Source organism: Kitasatospora sp. NPDC059462 (assembly GCF_042749955.1).
In the GTDB taxonomy this organism is placed as follows: domain Bacteria; phylum Actinomycetota; class Actinomycetes; order Streptomycetales; family Streptomycetaceae; genus Kitasatospora.
The window spans coordinates 1-15,704 of the sequence record NZ_JBHYUU010000185.1; the positions used below are offsets into that span (position 1 = coordinate 1).

The 15,704-nt window shown below is 75.6% G+C and carries 13 protein-coding genes and 2 pseudogenes; 4 read left to right on the plus strand and 11 right to left on the minus strand.

All coding sequences use genetic code 11. The features are described from left to right. The 6 genes and pseudogenes from ACFXAM_RS31880 to ACFXAM_RS31905 form a co-directional block, all read right to left on the minus strand. Nucleotides 1-202 (minus strand): hypothetical protein (locus ACFXAM_RS31880; RefSeq protein WP_380296519.1); only part of this gene is annotated, 202 nt, incomplete at its 3' end. Nucleotides 203-399: 197 nt separating this feature from the next. Beyond that, nucleotides 400-1,065, minus strand: a complete 666-nt coding sequence (locus ACFXAM_RS31885) for a DUF981 family protein (RefSeq protein WP_380296520.1) — start codon at nucleotides 1,063-1,065, stop codon at nucleotides 400-402. A 799-nt stretch (nucleotides 1,066-1,864) separates the two neighbouring features. After that, complete coding sequence (locus tag ACFXAM_RS31890) at nucleotides 1,865-2,767, minus strand: hypothetical protein (RefSeq protein WP_380296521.1); 903 nt, start codon at nucleotides 2,765-2,767, stop codon at nucleotides 1,865-1,867. Then, nucleotides 2,764-3,105: a PadR family transcriptional regulator gene (locus ACFXAM_RS31895; RefSeq protein WP_380296523.1), complete on the minus strand. Its 342-nt coding sequence runs from the start codon at nucleotides 3,103-3,105 to the stop codon at nucleotides 2,764-2,766. Before ACFXAM_RS31895 ends, ACFXAM_RS31890 begins: the two co-directional genes overlap by 4 nt. 114 nt (nucleotides 3,106-3,219) lie before the next feature. Further along, nucleotides 3,220-4,176: pseudogene (locus ACFXAM_RS31900) on the minus strand (chitinase); the annotation flags it as partial. A gap of 192 nt (nucleotides 4,177-4,368) precedes the next feature. Further along, a pseudogene (locus ACFXAM_RS31905) lies at nucleotides 4,369-4,902 on the minus strand (carbohydrate binding domain-containing protein); the annotation flags it as partial. 226 nt (nucleotides 4,903-5,128) lie between these two features. On the opposite strand from ACFXAM_RS31905, the gene ACFXAM_RS31910 reads away from it, so the two are divergent. The 4 genes from ACFXAM_RS31910 (at nucleotide 5,129) to ACFXAM_RS31925 (ending at nucleotide 9,348) form a co-directional block, all read left to right on the plus strand. Next, nucleotides 5,129-6,433 carry a hypothetical protein gene (locus tag ACFXAM_RS31910; protein WP_380296525.1) on the plus strand — a complete coding sequence of 435 codons (1,305 nt, stop codon included), beginning with the start codon at nucleotides 5,129-5,131 and terminating at the stop codon, nucleotides 6,431-6,433. A gap of 9 nt (nucleotides 6,434-6,442) precedes the next feature. Beyond that, a complete protein-coding gene (locus ACFXAM_RS31915; protein WP_380296527.1) occupies nucleotides 6,443-7,759 on the plus strand; it encodes a hypothetical protein in 1,317 nt (438 codons plus the stop codon). 102 nt (nucleotides 7,760-7,861) lie between these two features. After that, nucleotides 7,862-8,383, plus strand: coding sequence for a pyridoxamine 5'-phosphate oxidase family protein (locus ACFXAM_RS31920; protein ID WP_380296528.1), 522 nt, complete (start codon nucleotides 7,862-7,864; stop codon nucleotides 8,381-8,383). Beyond that, entirely contained in the window at nucleotides 8,380-9,348 is a 969-nt protein-coding gene (locus ACFXAM_RS31925; protein WP_380296529.1) for an ROK family protein, read from the plus strand. The genes ACFXAM_RS31920 and ACFXAM_RS31925 overlap by 4 nt, the downstream gene beginning before the upstream one ends. A 7-nt stretch (nucleotides 9,349-9,355) precedes the next feature. Here the strand turns inward: ACFXAM_RS31925 and ACFXAM_RS31930 are convergent, their stop codons facing one another. The 5 genes from ACFXAM_RS31930 to ACFXAM_RS31950 form a co-directional block, all read right to left on the minus strand. Then, complete coding sequence (locus tag ACFXAM_RS31930; RefSeq protein WP_380296531.1) at nucleotides 9,356-10,885, minus strand: FAD-dependent oxidoreductase; 1,530 nt, start codon at nucleotides 10,883-10,885, stop codon at nucleotides 9,356-9,358. Further along, entirely contained in the window at nucleotides 10,882-12,363 is a 1,482-nt protein-coding gene (locus ACFXAM_RS31935; RefSeq protein WP_380296532.1) for a GMC family oxidoreductase N-terminal domain-containing protein, read from the minus strand. Before ACFXAM_RS31935 ends, ACFXAM_RS31930 begins: the two co-directional genes overlap by 4 nt. Continuing rightward, nucleotides 12,360-12,803 (minus strand): hypothetical protein, encoded by a 444-nt coding sequence (locus ACFXAM_RS31940; protein ID WP_380296533.1) that lies wholly within the window; start codon nucleotides 12,801-12,803, stop codon nucleotides 12,360-12,362. Before ACFXAM_RS31940 ends, ACFXAM_RS31935 begins: the two co-directional genes overlap by 4 nt. Next, nucleotides 12,800-14,230 (minus strand): aspartate aminotransferase family protein, encoded by a 1,431-nt coding sequence (locus ACFXAM_RS31945; protein ID WP_380296535.1) that lies wholly within the window; start codon nucleotides 14,228-14,230, stop codon nucleotides 12,800-12,802. The genes ACFXAM_RS31940 and ACFXAM_RS31945 overlap by 4 nt, the downstream gene beginning before the upstream one ends. Further along, nucleotides 14,227-15,704 (minus strand): NAD(P)/FAD-dependent oxidoreductase (locus ACFXAM_RS31950; RefSeq protein ID WP_380296536.1); only part of this gene is annotated, 1,478 nt, incomplete at its 5' end. The genes ACFXAM_RS31950 and ACFXAM_RS31945, both read right to left, overlap by 4 nt.

Here is a 15,704-nt window from a genome sequence, read left to right on the forward strand (position 1 = left end):
GTGCGGTGTCGGCGGCGGGCCGCACGGCGTCCACGGGCCCGGCGGCCGGGGCCACCGGGGCGGCCGGGACCGGCTGCGCCGCCGGCGCCGCCACGGCGGCCCGGGGGGCGGCGGGCACGGCCTGGGCGATGCCGGGCGCACCCAGCACCAGCCCGGCCAGTACGAGGGCGGGGGCGATCTTCGCGATCACGCGCGAGCTCACTGCGACTCCTGTCGTCTCTGCGGTACGGCCGGCGGCCGGGACCCGGGGCCACCGGATCCACCGGCGGGACGACTGTTGAGCGAGCACCCGGGGGCGGCTCGGTCGGGCCCGTACCGCCGGCCGCCACCAGCTGAAATCTACAGGACTGTAGAGGTTGAGGGAACCGACCCTCCCTCAGGAGCACGCCGCGGGAAGCGTCACATGGTGTTGACGATCAGTCCGATGTGGGTGAAGTAGTTGAGGCCGCCGAAAACGAGGAAGGCGAGCCCGGCGAGGCCCCAGGCGACCCCGACCACCGGGACCGGCCACGCGGCCGGACGGCGCAGCGCCAACGGGAACAGCAGCGCGCCGATGCCGACCAGCACGTAGAGCCCCGACATGAAGCTCGCCTCCAGCCACGGCCAGTCCGAGAACTCACCCGAGATGGGTTCCTCCGGAGGAGCCGCGAAGAGCGTGTACTTCCAGCCCGCGGCGGCGATGCCGAAGCAGGCGAGGCCCATGCCGAAGACGTACAGCGACACGGGCCCGGCGATCCGGGCGGTGCGGGCCACCCGCTCCTCGCCGAGCAGTTCGGCGCCGCGCTTCCAGAGGTAGAAGGAGGCGGAGAGCAGGAAGACGCCGAAGGCGAGGGCGGGTTCGCCGAAGATGATGTTGTCGAAGGGGAAGCCCTGCCCGGCGAGCGGCCAGGTCAGGGTCATGTGCAGCCCGGTGACGACGAGGGTGAAGCCGAGCGCCCCGAAGGCCAGCGCCCAGCCGTCGAGGGTGGCGATCGGCCCGGGTGCCAGGAACCTGCGGCCGAGCGCGACCACGAGGAGCAGGCCGGCACCGGCGGCCACGGACATGATCGTGTTGTAGGTCGGCATCCTGGCCCAGTCGATCTTCAGACCGTCCGCGAGGAGCCACAGAGCGTGCTGTTCGATGTGCGGATGGTAGGAAGCGGCGTGCTCGCCACGGCCGCGCCGCCGCCGTCCGGGCGCCCGCGCCACCCGGACGGCCGAGGTCCAGGCCTCCCCGCCGGCACCGGCGGCGGCGGATGAGGACGGAGCGGAGGAGCCGGCCGGGCGCCGGCTGGTCGCGGCGGTGCCCGGCCGGCTCCGGTCCTGCGGTCGTCCGGCCCTGCGGTGGTGGCGCCTACGGGACCGGGCTCAGCCGCTTCCACGGGCGGCCGCCGTCGGCCTCGGCGGTGCCGGGGGTGGCGGTGGTGTACCACTGCGCGTACCAGTAGGAGCCCTGGTGCTTCACGAACGCGGCCGTCGAGGCGGCCGGTGGTGCGGTGGCCGGTGGTGCGGTGGTCGGTACCGCGCGAGGCCCGAACGGTGCGGCGTGGCTTGCATGGCTTTCCTCTCGTTGACGGCGCGGGGCGGGCGTGGTCCGCCGGGTGGCGCGGGCCCCCGTCGGGTCGGCGCCCGCCGGCCGACGGCGTGAGCGGCGGCGGGGCGGAGGACCGCACGGCCCTGCACGCGGATCGTGGACGGGGGCGGTACACAGCCGGTGGACACCGCGTCAACCACCGTGTCCGGCTCCCGTTGCGGCGCGCGGGGCAGGGCACGAGGGCCCGGCGGAGTCACGGGGCGAGGACCGGCCCGGGGGCGCCGCGGGGACGTCGCGAGGAGCGCCGGGCCACCGGCCGGCCCCACGCCGCGGGCCGCAGCGGCCGGGCGGTCAGCGGGAGGTGCGGCGGGACCGGCCCAGGCGGCCGGCCAGCGGGACGATCACCGCGATGGCCGGCAGGACGGTGGCGAGGCCCGCGAGCGCGGTCGTGTCGCCGCGCGCCGTGAGGAGGGCGTCCGCGAGCAGCGGCGGGCACGCCAGTGCCGTCGCCGCCAGCGCGGGCCCGCCCCGCAGGCCGTGACGCCAGGTCAGCACGGTGCCGACCGTGCCGAGCACGAGCAGCGGCCAGCAGCCGTAGTCCGTGCTGACCCAGGGCACCAGACGGGCGTCGAGGACCGCCCGGGGCACGATCACCAGGGCGATCGCGGCGCCGGCCACGCCCGCCGGGCCCGCCGTTCCGCGCCCCGGGCGCCGGTCCGGCGGGCAGGCCAGCAGCACGCCCGCCGCCAGCACCGTCGCGGCCGGGGTGACCACCGGGTCGCCGAACGCCGGTCCGCTGACCACCGCGGCCGCGGCGAACGCCAGCAGCCCGGCCACCGTGCAGGGCAGCCCGACCCGCCAGCGCCCGGCCAGCGCCGACGCCGCTCCCGTGCACACCAGCAGCGCGGAGACGAGCAGGGCGCCCCACGCCCCCGACAGGTCGGCGCGCAGCTGCACCCCGAACGGCGCGGGCGAGGCGGCGAAGCTCGCGTACCAGCGCAGCAGGTGCAGACCGCAGGCGGCGGCCGCGGCGGCCAGCGCGAAGGGGTGGGCCAGGCCGAGCACCCGGGCGGCCGGGGCGGCCGGTCCCGGCCCCAGCCGCATCCTCAGCGCGTGCGCCGCCAGCCCGGCGCCCTCCCGCAGCCGCGAGCTCCACGGCTCGCCCTCGGTCATCTCCCGGAAGGTCGCGGCGATCTCCCCGCCGTGGGCCTGCCGGTAGGCGGCGGGGTAGAGCCTCAGGAGGCGCTCGATCACGGGGCGGAGGTGGACGGCCGCGCGGCGGACAGCCGCCGACGGGCCTCCCGGGCCGTCTCGGCCAGGCGCTCGGCCTCCGTCTCCAGCCGCGCGCGCCCCGCCGAGGAGAGCGCGAAGATCCGCCGGGCGCGGCCGTCGACGACCTCCTCGCGGTCGATCCCGATCAGGCCGTCGGCCAGCAGGCGGTCCAGTGCCCCGTACAGGGCGCCGGTGCGCAGCGCGACCCGGCCGCTGGTCATCGCCTTGATCTCCTGGGCGATGGCGTAGCCGTGCCGGGGCTCGTCCGCGAGGGCCGTCAGCACCATCACGGTCGGTTCTTGCATCGCGCGCTCGCTCACCCGACGACGATAGTCACTGCGCCGGAGTGTCTCAACGTCAGCGCCCGGGCGCACGGCGGGGCCCCGGGAGCGGCGTGCGCTCCCGGGGCCCCGGTCCGTCTGCTCAGCGGGACATCAACGGCCCTGGAGGGACTTGACGGTGTCGCCGAAGGACCAGCCCTTCGAGCCGTCCCAGTTGATCGACCAGGTCATCAGACCCTTCAGCTGGCCGCTGAAGGCGCTCCACGACTGGCTGACCAGGCTCGGCGCCATGTAGCCGCCGCCCGCGCCCGGCTGGGCCGGCAGGCCGGGGACCTGCTTGTCGTAGGGCACCTTGATGGTGGTGCCCTGGATGGTCAGGCCGTTGTTCAGGCAGGTGGTCTGCGCGGTGAAGCCCTGGACGGTGCCGGCCTGGTAGGAGTCACCGGAGCAGCCGTACATGCTGCCGTTGTAGTACTGCATGTTCAGCCACCAGAGGCGGCCGTTGTCGATGTACTTCTTGATGATCGGCAGGTAGGAGCCCCAGATCGAGCCGTAGGTGACGCTGCCGCCGGTGACGTACGCGGTCTCGGGGGCCATCGTCAGGCCGAAGCCGGCCGGCATCTGGGCGAGCACGCCGTCGATGATGCGGATCAGGTTGGCCTGCGAGGCGGACAGGGTGTTGATGCTGCCGCTGCTGGACAGGCCGGTCTCGATGTCGATGTCGATGCCGTCGAAGTTGTACTTCTTCAGGATCGGGACGACGGTCGCCACGAACTTGTCGGCGACGGTGCTGGAGCTGAGGTCGATGCCCGCGGCGGCGCCGCCGATCGACATCAGGATGGTCGCGCCGGCGGCCTTGGCCTGGCACATCTCGGCGGGGGTCGACACCTTGACGTTGGCGTCCATGCCGTCCTCCCACAGGACGGTGCCGTCCGAGAGGATCACCGGGAAGGCGGCGTTGATGACGTTGTAGCCGTGCGCGGCCATCCGCGGGTCGGTGATGGGGGTCCAGCCCATGCCCGGGTGCACGCCGTTGGAGGCGCCGTCCCAGTTCTCCCAGTAGCCCTGGAGCACCTTGCCGGTCGGCTTGGGCTTCGTCGGGCAGGTGGAGCCCGGAGGCGTGGTCGGCGGGGTGGTCGGCGGCGTCGTGGGAGGCGTCGTCGGCGGGGTGGTCGGCGGCGTCGTGGGAGGCGTCGTCGGCGGGGTGGTGGGCGGGGTGGTCGGCGGGGTGGTGGTGCCGCCGGGGCCGGCCAGCTCCACGTCGTCCGCGTAGAACGCGGGCTGGCCGTACCAGCCGTGCAGGAAGACGGTCACCGAGGTGGTGGTCGCACCGGTGGAGAAGGTGGTGCTGAGCTTGCTGTACGAAGCGGCGCTCGCCGTCCAGGTGGACGTCGAACCGGTGAGGCCGGTGCCGGTGGCGCCCAGGTAGATGTAGCTGCCCTGGACGTAGGCGCTCAGCGTGTACTGGGAGTTGGGCTGCACGCTGATGGTCTGGGTGCACTGGCCCTGGTCCTGGCCGGTCGGCGAGACCTTGAGCGCCGAGGTGCCGCCGTGCACCGGGCTGCTGACGGCCGCGCCGACGCCGCCCGCGCAGTTCCAGTCGGAAAGGCCGTTCTCGAAGCCGGGGTTGGCGACCAGGTTGGGGGTGGCGGCCCCGGCGTTGACGGTACCGGCCACGGCGAGGCCGGCGCCGACGACGACGGCCGCGCTCAGCGCGGCGAGGGAGCGCCGGGCGACGCTGGGTCCGGGCTGGGCACCGGTGGTCCGGTGGGTCTGCGCTGCGCGCTCCACGACCGCTCGCTGCGGCTGTGGGGTGCGCGACCTCCGACGGAACATGCTGTGCTCGCTTCCCGCCGGGAGTCATGGGCATGACCGTCGCTGTGGGGGCGTGACGCCCGGCTCTGGGTGGGGACATGTGGGGATGTGCCGGTCCGGATCGTAGGAGCGACGGCAAGGCCCGTCAATAGGTCTGGACCAATGCCTACTTGGGGCGCGGTAGCGGTACCACTACCCTCGGTGCGCCATCCGGGCGTTCCACCAGTTGAGGGGCGGGGTCCGCTTGATGGCCGACGGCATCGGCACCGACGGTGAAAGCTGGTCAGGACTGGACGAGACGTTCACCCGGGAGGTCACGGCGGTCGGCGCGACGGCGGAGGGCCGGGCCCTGGCCGGCACCCAGACCCTGGGCGACCCGGCCGTCGGCAACGACCGGCCGCTCGGGCTGCCGCTGCGGCTGCGGCCGGGCCTGCGCAAGGAGTTGGCGGCCTTCACCGCCGCCTACCACCGGATGATCGAGGCGGTCGTGGCCGGCTGGGAGCACGACCCGCGACTGCGCCGGGTGCTCACCCTCCCGGAGTCGCTGCGCGCCCAGGCGGCGGCCGCCCGCGACACCCGGGTGCACCTGATGCGGCTCGACCTGCTGCCCCAACCCGACGGCCGGTGGGGCGTGCTGGAGACCAACGCGAACGGCCCGGGCGGACTCGCCGTGGCCGGCCGGGCCCGGGCCGCCTGGCGGCCGCTGCTCACCCGCCACGGCATCGGCCTGCCCCGCCCGCTGCCCGCCGACGACGCCGCGTGGACCGGCCGCTGGCTGCTCGACCTCGCCGAGCGGGAGAGCGGCCGACGGCCGGACACCGTCGCGCTGCTCCACCCGCACCGGGCCGACCGCAACGCCGTCCGGTCCTACGCCGACGGCCTGGGCGCCCTCGGCGTGCGCGTCCTGCACGCCGACCCGCGCGCGCTGCGCACCGGCCCGGACGGCGGCGCCACCCTGGACGGCGAGCCCGTCCGGCACGCCTACGCCAAGATCGGTATGCGGGACCTCGGTCTGCTGGCCGGCGACCTGGGGCCGTACCTGCGGGCCGTGCGCGAGGGCGCGCTGTTCGTCCAGAACGGCCTGCGCGCCCGGGTGATCGGTGACAACAAGCTCTGCCTCGCCGTCCTCTCCGACCCCGGCTTCGCCGGCCTCTTCGACCCGGCCGACCACCGGCTCGTGCGGCCGGGCCTCCCGTGGTCGCGCAACCTGGCGCTGTGCGACGGCCCGACGGTGCGCCGGGTCTCCCGCGAGCGCGACCGGTACGTCCTCAAGAGCCCGCTCGACGCCAACGGCCGCGGCGTGGTGATCGGCCCGGAGACGGACGGCGCCGCCTGGGCCGCGGCCGTCGACCGGGCCGCCGCGGAGGGCTGGCTGGTCCAGGAGTACCTGCCCGGCCCCCGGCTGCGCGGCGGCCCCGGGGGCCCGCCCGTGCACCACGACCTCGCCCTCGGCGCCGTCGACGGCCGGCTGGTCTCCGCCTTCGTCCGCACCGGCCACGAGGCGCGGCTCAACGTCGCCCGCAGCGGCCGTCTCCACCCGCTCTACCTCTGAGGAGCCGCCGTGGACGACCTTCCGCTCCTCGACCCGGACCGCGACCTCGCGGCCGTCCCGGGTACGGCTGCGCACCCCCTGCACGCCGAGCTGCTGGCCGCGCACGACGCGGTCCGCCGGGGGGTGGCGGAGGAGATCGCCGCACTCACCTCCCCGCCGTCCGTCCCCTTCCCGGTGCTGCCGGCGATCAGCGTGCTGCACCCGGTGGCCGAGCCGCTGCTGCACCGGCGCGTCCTGACCGCCGTGGACGCCCTGCAGCGGATCGTGCGCGCCTACCCCGGGAGCCCGCTCCTCCAGCGCTTCCTGGACGTGCCGCCGGTCCTCCACCGCTGGATCGTGCGCCACCCGCACCCGGGCACCCTGACGGTGGACTTCTGCCGGGCGGATCTCTTCGGCGACCGGCTGGGCACCGCGCGGATCCTGGAGTTCAACGCCAGCAGCCCCGGCAGCATGATGACCGTGGGTGCCATCGCCCGCTTCTGGCGCCGGACGCCGGGGATCGGCGCGCTCCTCGACCGGTGGCGGGTCCCGGCCGGCCGGATCGAGGCGGAGGACTGGTTCGCCGCCTGGCTGGTGGAACACGGCCGGGCCCGGGGCCTGACCGACGACCAGACCCGGCACGCCGACCTCTTCCACACCGCGGGCAGGAGCCACGACCGGCACCTGATCGCCCAGCAGTTCCGGCGCACCGGCCGGACCACGGCCATGCGATCGCCCTCCGACTACACGCCCGGACCGGGCCGGCGGCTGGGCTACCTCAAGCACATCCCGGCCGACCCCGCTCCGGTCCGGGACTGGGACCGGTTCTGCGCGGCGGTGACCGACGGCGAGCTGGTCGTCCCCAACGTCCTCGCCCAGCGGTGGGTGGCGGAGAACAAGCTCTGCCTGGCGGTGCTCTCCGACCCCCGGTTCGAGCACCTCTTCCCGCCCGCCGAGCGCGCGGTCCTGCGCACGATCGTGCCGTGGAGCCGCAAGCTCGGCGACGGCGTCACCGTCGAGCGGGCGCTCGCCGAGCGGACCCGGCTGGTCCTCAAGGCCCCCTACGGCTACTTCGGCTCCGGCGTGCGCATCGGGCGCGAGCACGGCCCGCAGGACTGGGCCGGGCTCGTGCGGGACCCGCGCCACCGGGGGTGGCTCGTCCAGGAGCGCGTCGAGCCCGCCACCCTCGGCCCGCTCACCCGGGACCTGAGCGTGGCCGTCCTCGACCGCACCGTCCTCGGCTACTTCAGCCGGGCCAGCCCGGGCGGCATCGTCAACACCGCCCGGGGCGGCGCGGCGCTGACCGTCCTCGGTTCCCTCCCGCCCGACGGCGCGGCCCCCTTCTGACGGACGCCGGGCGTCGGTAGAGTGAGTACGCGAAGAACCGGCGTCCCGGCGCCCGGCCGAGGAACGCCCGGTGGAGCGAACCGACACCGAACCGGAGGCACTGTGCCCAGCTCGGACGACGAACTCTGCACCACCGCACGCGAACTCCTCCGTTCCACCCGCTACCTCACCCTCGGCACCGCCTCGCCGCAGGCCGTCCCCTGGGTGGCCCCGGTGGCCCACGCCTGGGACGACGAGGACGGGTTCTACTGGCAGTCGGGGCTGGACACCCTCCACTCCCGGAACATCGCCGCCAACCCCGTCGTCTCCCTGACGATCTACGACTCCAACCCGGCCGGCGGGGGCGGCGACGCCCTCTACGCGCTGGCGCGGGCCGAGGTCCTGGCCGGCGAGGCGCTGGCCGAGGGCTGCGAGCTGTACTACCGGCGGCGCTACCCGGACGAGGCGACCCGGGCCCGGCGCTTCCGCCCGCCGCAGGACTTCGCCGGGGAGTCCCCGATCCGGATCTACCGGGCGAAGGTGACCGCCTACTCGATGCTCTCCCCCGGCGGCCACCCGGTCCACGGCGACGAGGTCAACCACCGCGTCGTCATCCCGTTCAGCACCGTGCAGCTCGCCGAGTGAGTCCCCGGACGCCTGCGGCGGACGGCGGTGTCGTCCTGGGCGTGGACCTGGGCGGCACCGTCGTCAAGGCCGCCCTCCTCGACCCGGACGGCACGGCACTGACCACCGTCCGCCGGCCCACCGGCGCCCGGCGCGGGGCCGGGGCCGTGGTGGAGACCCTGCTGGACGTCGTCTCCGAGTCGCAGGCCCTGGCGGCCGCGCGCGGCACGCCGGTCCGGGCGGTCGGCGTGGCCAGCTGCGGGATCGTCGACGAGCGGGCGGGCGTCGGCGTCTTCTCGGCCGCCTTCGGCTGGCGGGACGTGCCGCTGCGCCGGCTGGTCGCCGAGCGCGCCGGGGTGCCGGTGGCGCTCGGGCACGACGTACGGGCCGGCGGCATCGCCGAGGCCCGGCTCGGCGCCGGCCGCGGGCACGAGGTGTTCCTCTTCGTGCCGATCGGCACCGGCGTCGGCGCCGCGGTGATGATCGGCGGGCGGCCCTTCGGCGGCGCGCACTGGCAGGCCGGCGAGCTCGGGCACCTGGTCGTGCGGCCGGGCGGCGAGCCCTGCGGGTGCGGGCAACGCGGCTGCGTCTCCACGATCGTGGGCGGGCCGGCGGTGCTGCGCCACTACCGGGCGCTGGCCGGCACCGGGACCGGGGGGCCGGCGGACGCCGCCGCGGTGGCGGCGCTGGCACGCAAGGGCGATCCGGACGCGGTGCGGGTCTGGTCCGAGGCGGTCGACGTGCTGGCCGAGTCGCTGGCCGTCGCCGTCACCCTCTTCGACCCGTCGGCGATCGTGCTGGGCGGCGGACTGGCGGGGGCGGGCGAGCTGTTGTTCGACCCGTTGCGCGAGCGGCTCGCCGCCCGGCTGGCCTTCCAGGCGATGCCCGAGGTGCGGCCCGCCGAGCTCGCCTACGAGGCCGGCTGCCTGGGGGCCGGCCTGCTGGCCCGCGACCTGCTGGACCCGGCCGCGGACCGGACCGGCTAGCGCGACATCAGACCAGCACTCCCCCGGCGATCCGGAAGGCGTTGGCGGCGATGGTCAGGGCCGGGTTGACCGCCGCCGACGAGCAGAAGACCGAGGAATCCGCGACCCAGAGGTTGTCGTGCTCGTGGGTGCGGCCCGCCGGGTCGACCACGCTGGTGGCCGGGTCGGCCCCCATCACGGCCGTGCCGCACTGGTGGGAGTTGGTCTCGATGCCCATCCGCCGGGTGAACACCAGCGGGTAGCCGGCCGCCCGCAGCGAGCGGGTGGTGCGCCGGACCAGCTCGTGGTGGGCACCGAGGTTGTTGGGCCGCCAGTGCACGGTGATCCGCCCGGACGCGTCCAGGACGACGCGGTTGTCCGGGGTAGGCAGGTCCTCACTGGTCAGGTAGAGGTCGAGGCTGCGGTCGGTGACGAAGCGGCGGACCGCGGCGGGCACGTGGGGCCGGGCCGCGCGCACCATCGGCTCCTGGAGCTTGCCGAGCATCTGGACGTTGCCCAGCGGGGCCCGGCCGCCCTCGGCGAGGTACCAGTCGTTCAGGCCCAGGGTCTTCTGGAAGACCGCCCGGTTGCGGCGGGCGGGGTCGGCGGCCACCAGGAAGGTGCTGTTGTGCACCATGTAGTTGCGGCCGACCCGGCCGGAGCCGTTGGCGAGGCCCGAACGAAGCAGCAGCGCCGCGGTGTTGACGGCCCCGCAGGCGAGGACGAAGCGCCCGGCGCGGATCGTCAGCTCCGTGCCGTCCCGGGTCGCCACCGCGTGCGTCACCCGCCGTCCGGTGGGGTCGGTGCGCAGCCGGCCGACCAGGGTGCGGGTCAGCAGCCGGACGCCGCCGGAGGCCAGGGCGGGGCGCAGCGCGCGGACGTCGGCGTCGCTCTTGGCGCCGAGCAGGCAGGGGAAGCTGTCGCAGGTGGCGCAGCGCACGCAGTCGCCGCCCTCGCGCAGGTCGATGCCGGTCGGCAGGTGGAAGGGGCGCAGGCCCTGGCCGCGCAGACGGTGGGCGAGGTCGGCGACGGCGTCCTCGTGCTCGACGGCCGGGTGGGGGTAGTCGGTGGAGCGCCAGGGGTCGGTGGGGTCCTCGCCGCGGGTGCCGTGCACCCGGTAGAGGTCCTCGGCCCGGCCGTAGTGGGGTTCCAGGTCGGCGTAGTCGACCGGCCAGCCGGGCGCGTCGCCCTCGGCGTGGGCGACCGGGCCGAAGTCGCTCTCGCGGAAGCGCGGGAGGGTGGCGCCGTAGACCTTGGTGTTGCCGCCGACGTAGTAGTGGACGCCGGGCTGGAAGCGCTGTCCCCGGGCGTCCTGCCACTGGTCGCCGTTGCGGTAGCGGCCGCGGACGAACACGGCTTCGGGGTTCCAGTTCTGCTGTTCGCGCGGCAGGAAGTCGCCGCGTTCGACGACGAGGATCCGGGCGCCGGAGTCGCGCAGGGCGTAGGCGAGGGTGGCCCCGCCCATGCCGGAGCCGAGGATCGCGAGGTCGCAGGTGATCTCCGGGCCGTCCGGTTCGATCACGCCCGGGGGCCGGTGGGGTTTCTGGTCGTGCGTCATCCTGTGTTCTCCCGTCGGGTGGGGTTCAGCAGGCGTTCGGTGATCTCGTGGGCGAAGGCCATCACGGTGCCCTGGGGGCTGATGCCGGTCGCGCCCGGGAGCACCGAGGAGTCGCAGAGGTGGAGGTTGTCGAAGCCGTAGGGCCGGCCGAGGGGGTCGCACAGTCCGCCGCGGGCGGGTGCGCCCATCGGGCAGGAGGCCATGGCGTGCACGGAGACCAGCGGCCAGTGGGCGAGGTCGCTGTGGTCGGCGCACCGGCGGGCCTCGTCCTCGGTGCGCAGCGGCGGGCCGGGGAAGGGCGGGTGGACCTCGGCGGCGCCGGCGGCGAACAGCAGGCGGGCGGTGCGGTGGAGCGCGGTGCGCAGCAGCCGGCCGTCGGCGGCGGTGAGGCGGTGGCGCAGCAGGGTGTGGCCGCCGGGCAGGACGGTGACGGCGACCGGTCCGTCCACCCGGACCTGGGCGGTGAACAGGGCGGCCCGGTCCAGGTCCGCCAGCAGGGCGTCGACGGTGCCGGGGTCGTGGCCGGCGAGGGCGGCGGCGAGGGCGCCGGGGGTGAGGTTGGCGGGCATCACCAGCAGGCCCTGGTCCTGGAAGTGCTGGAGCTGGGCGGTGAAGATGGTGCCGCGGGTGGCGCGCACGGGTTCGCGGAAGCGGGCGACGACCTTGAGGTTGACGTGGACGGCGGTGCGCCGCCCGGCGTGGCGGCGGTGGATGCCGCTGCGCTGGAGCAGGGCGGGGCTGCCGACGGGCCCGGCGGCGAGCACCACGGTGCGCGGCCGGTAGGTGAGCGGTTCGCCGTCGGGGCCGAGGGCGTGGACCTCGGTGACGGTCCGGCCGCGGTGGCCGAGCCGCAGGACCCGGGTGCGGGGGTGGATGCGGGCGCCGTGGCGTTCGGCGGTGGGCAGGTAACTGAGCAGCATGCTCTGTTTGGCGCCCGAGGGGCAGCCGGTCGGGCAGCGGTTGGCGTGCGAGCAGCCGGGGGCGGCGCGGCGGGCCGTGGCCCACTGCCAGCCGAGCCGGTCGGCGCCGTCGGCGAGCAGCCGGGAGTCGCGGTTGCCGGCGCCGGGCTGCTGGGCGGCGACGCCGAGGCGGCGGGTGATCTCGCGCAGGTGGCGCTCCAGGTCGGTGCGGCGGTAGCCGTCGGTGCCGGCCTGCCGGGCCCAGCGGTCGAGCAGGTCCTCGGGCGGTTCCCAGAGCAGGCCGCCGTTGACGACGGTGGTGCCGCCGACGCAGCAGCCCTCGCCGAAGGCGATGACGGGCCGGCCGTGGATGGGGGCCAGGCCGGCGTGGCGGTAGAGGCGGCGGAGGTTCTGGGCGGGTGTGGCGGCGGCGATCTCGGCGGTGGTCACCCGCGGGCCCTCTTCGAGGACGACGGGCCGGCGGCCCGCCGCGGCCAGGCCGAGGGCGGCGACGCTGCCGCCCGCGCCGGAGCCGATCACCAGGGCGTCGCAGTCGACCGGGCGCGCTGCCCGGCTCATCGGGAGACCCTGCGGTCGGCGGTGCGCGGCGCGGGGCCGGGCCGCGGGGCGCCGGGGGCCGGGCGGTCGACGACGGCGGTGACCACGTCGGCCGTGACGGCGCCGCCCGTGACCGCGCCGGTGGCGGCGGTGGCGTCGAGCCCGCCGTAGAGCGCGAGCGTCTCCGCCGTCCGCACCGCCCGGCCGAGCAGCGGCAGCCGCTCCACCCGCCGGAGCCCGGCCAGCAGGACGGGCGGCGGGGCACCGGCCGGGCGGCGGCCCGTCAGCAGCAGGAGCGCGGCCGGCACCAGCCGCAGTGCCAGGGCCAGGCCGGTCCGGTAGTGCGGGGCGAGTGCGGCGAGGCTGCCGGCGACGTGGGCGCGGGCGGCGGCGCGGGGGCCCGGCGCACCCAGGGCGGGGTGGCGCAGTGACCAGATCCGCAGCAGGAGGTCGACCGTCACGGGCGGAGCCTCCCGGTGGCGAGGTCCTTGGCGAACCGGCCGAGCAGCCGCACCGCGCCCTGGCCGAGCACCTCGTCGAGCGCCCGCAGGAAGGTTTCGGCCTCGGGTTCCTCGGCGACCAGGGGCGGCGCGACGATCAGCGGCAGGCCGTGGTTGGAGCCGAAGAAGGTGAGGACGCCGTGGTCGCGGTAGAGGGCGGAGATCACGGCGCCGGTGATCAGTTTGGTGCGCAGCCGCGGGTCGCGTCCGAGTGCTGCCGGGAGCAGCGGCAGCACGCGGTCGAGCGAGGCCGGTCCGGCCTTGAGGAAGACGCCGTGCAGGGCGCCGCACCCGGCGGTCGAGGCGACCAGGGCGCGGTGGCGCGCCGCGATGTCGCGCAGGCCCGCCTCCAGGACGGCGCCGAGCTTGCGGGCGCGCCCGGGGTAGTCGTCCTCGACGGCGACGGCGACGGCCTCCAGCGCGGTGGCGGTCTCCTCGCCGAAGCCGTAGTAAGTGGTGCTGTGCAGGGTGGCGTCGTGGAGGTTGTCGTAGGCGCGACGGAAGACGGGTTCGCGGGCCACGTACCCGGCGATGGACGCCTTGCCGCCGCCGAAGGACTTGGACATGGTGACGACGTCGGGGACCAGCCCGGGGTGGTGCATGAAGTGGAACAGCGCGCCGGTGCGGCCCCAGCCGGTGTAGACCTCGTCGAAGACCAGCACGATGTCCTGCTCGGTGCACAGCCGGCGCACCGCGCGCAGGAACTCCCCGGAGGATTCGCGCAGGCTGGAGGCGCTGAGCGGCTCCAGCACGACGGCGTAGACGTCGCTGCCGCCGTCGAGGGCCCGGTGGCGGTCCAGGGCGAGGGCGAAGGAGTCGAGGTCGCCGTAGCCGAAGTAGTCGGTGCCGGGGATCCGCGGGTAGTCGAAGTGGAGTTCGGGCGAGGCGGTGAGGCTGCCCGCGCCGAGCAGTTTGCCGTGGAAGGAGATGTCGGTGTGGAGCACGGTGCCGCGCCGCCCGCCGTGGTACTTGTAGGCGAGTTTGACGGCGCCCTCGACGGCCTCCGCGCCGGAGTTGGGGAAGTAGCTGATGTTGAGGTCGCCGGGGAGCAGCCGGGCGAGGTTGTGGCCGAGGGCCGCGACGTAGGGCGAGAGGTAGTTCTTGTGGACCTCCATCCGGCCGCGTTCGGCGAAGCGCCGGCGGGCGGCGAGGATCCTCGGGTGGTTGTGGCCGTGGTTGAGGACGCCGATCCCGCCGGTGAAGTCCAGGACGCGCCGGCCGTCGCGCAGGGTGATCCAGCAGCCCTCGGCGCTCTCGACCAGGTCGTGGCCGAAGCCGAACGCGCCGACCAGGGAGACCTGGCTGCGGCTGACGAAGCTCCGGTAGAGCGCGTGCACCTGGTCCCCGGTCAGCTGCTCGGCGGCCGCGATGTCCAGCAGGTCGTTCATACCGCCTCCTCGGTCGGTGCCGTGCGCGGTTGCGCGTGTTCGCGGGTGCGGATCCGGTCCGCGATGAGCCGTCCGGCGGCGCGGCCGTGCCGCACGGCGTAGTTGGTGCCGCGGTCCTCGGGGAAGACCTGCGCCATGCTCGACAGGTAGAGGCCGGGTACGGCGCACTCGACCCCGGGGACGCTGCGGGAGTAGTCGGTGGTGATCACCGGCTGGGCGTGCTCCGCCCGCCAGACGTGGTGGCGGCGCACCCAGTCCTCGCGGAAGCCCGGGAACATCCGCCGCAGGTGGGGCAGGCTGTGGCGGTAGACCTCCTCGTCGCTCATCCGGTACAGCGCGGCGTCGACCGGGAGGTACTTCGACAGGTAGACGAGGTGCCGGCCGCCGTAGCGGTCCGGCGGGTCGAGGTTGGTGTGCTCGATGACGCCGACGTAGGGGAACGCCGGGTCGGTGACGTTGAGCCAGTAGGTGTCGGACAGGGCGCGGCGGTTCTCCAGGACCAGGCAGAGGTTGGCGAGGTACGGGACGGCGCGCAGCCGCCGGACCAGCCCCGGCAGGGCGGGGTGGGCGCCGGCCGCGCCGTCGAGCATGCCGGCCAGCAGTGCGGGTGCGGTGGTCACCAGGACCCGGGGCGCGCGCAGGGTCCGCCCGCCCGCCCGGACGCCGGTCACGCCGCGCCCGTCGACCAGCACCTCGTCGACCGGGGTGCCGGTGCGCAGGTCCACGCCCAGGTCCCGGAGGCGTGCGCGCCAGGCGTCGAGCAGGACGGCGGTGCCACCGCGCAGGTAGTGCAGCACCTCGCGGCCCGAGCGGGAGCGGCTGCCGCCCCGCAGGTGCAGTTTGGTCCACATCCAGGTGGCGCCGACCTGGGGGGCGTAGGAGCCGAACTTGCCCTCCAGCAGCGGGCGCCAGACCACCTCGAAGGCCCGGCGCCCGCCCAGCCGGACCAGCCACTGCTCGGCGGTGAGCGACTCCAGCTCCCGCCAGTGCCGCACCCGGCCGGCCCGCAGGGCGGACAGTCCGAGCCGCACCCGGTCGGCCGGGGGCAGCGGGGCGAAGCGCAGCACGTCGAGCGGGCTGGAGAGGCGGTAGACCGCGTTGGCGTGGTAGACACCGGTACGGGTGGGGTGGCGTTCGATCAGGTCGGCGCAGCCGAGTTCCGCGCAGAGCCGGAAGATCTCGCGGTCGGAGTCGAACCAGTGGTGGTAGAACCGCTCCAGCTCCCGCCCGCCGACCGGGAAGGTGGCGGCCAGTCCGCCGATCCGGTCGGCCGACTCGACGACCCGGCAGCGCAGGCCCGCGAGGGCGAGTTCGTGCGCGGCGGCCAGGCCGGTGAAGCCGGCGCCGACCACGATCACGTCGGCGGCGGCGTCGGCGTCGTCGGCGGCGGCGTCGGCGTCGGCGGCGGCGGCGTCGGCGTCGGCGTCGGGTGCCATGTCGGCGGCTGTCACCGGCCCAGCACTCGGGCCACGAC

What these genes read in the sequence shown, in the direction of transcription:
- ACFXAM_RS31885 (WP_380296520.1), bottom strand. Translation starts at nt 1,065, where the DNA reads ATGCCGACCTACAACACGATCATGTCCGTGGCCGCCGGTGCCGGCCTG.
- ACFXAM_RS31910 (WP_380296525.1), top strand. Translation starts at nt 5,129, where the DNA reads ATGGCCGACGGCATCGGCACCGACGGTGAAAGCTGGTCAGGACTGGAC.
- ACFXAM_RS31930 (WP_380296531.1), bottom strand. Translation starts at nt 10,885, where the DNA reads ATGACGCACGACCAGAAACCCCACCGGCCCCCGGGCGTGATCGAACCG.
- ACFXAM_RS31935 (WP_380296532.1), bottom strand. Translation starts at nt 12,363, where the DNA reads ATGAGCCGGGCAGCGCGCCCGGTCGACTGCGACGCCCTGGTGATCGGC.
- ACFXAM_RS31945 (WP_380296535.1), bottom strand. Translation starts at nt 14,230, where the DNA reads ATGAACGACCTGCTGGACATCGCGGCCGCCGAGCAGCTGACCGGGGAC.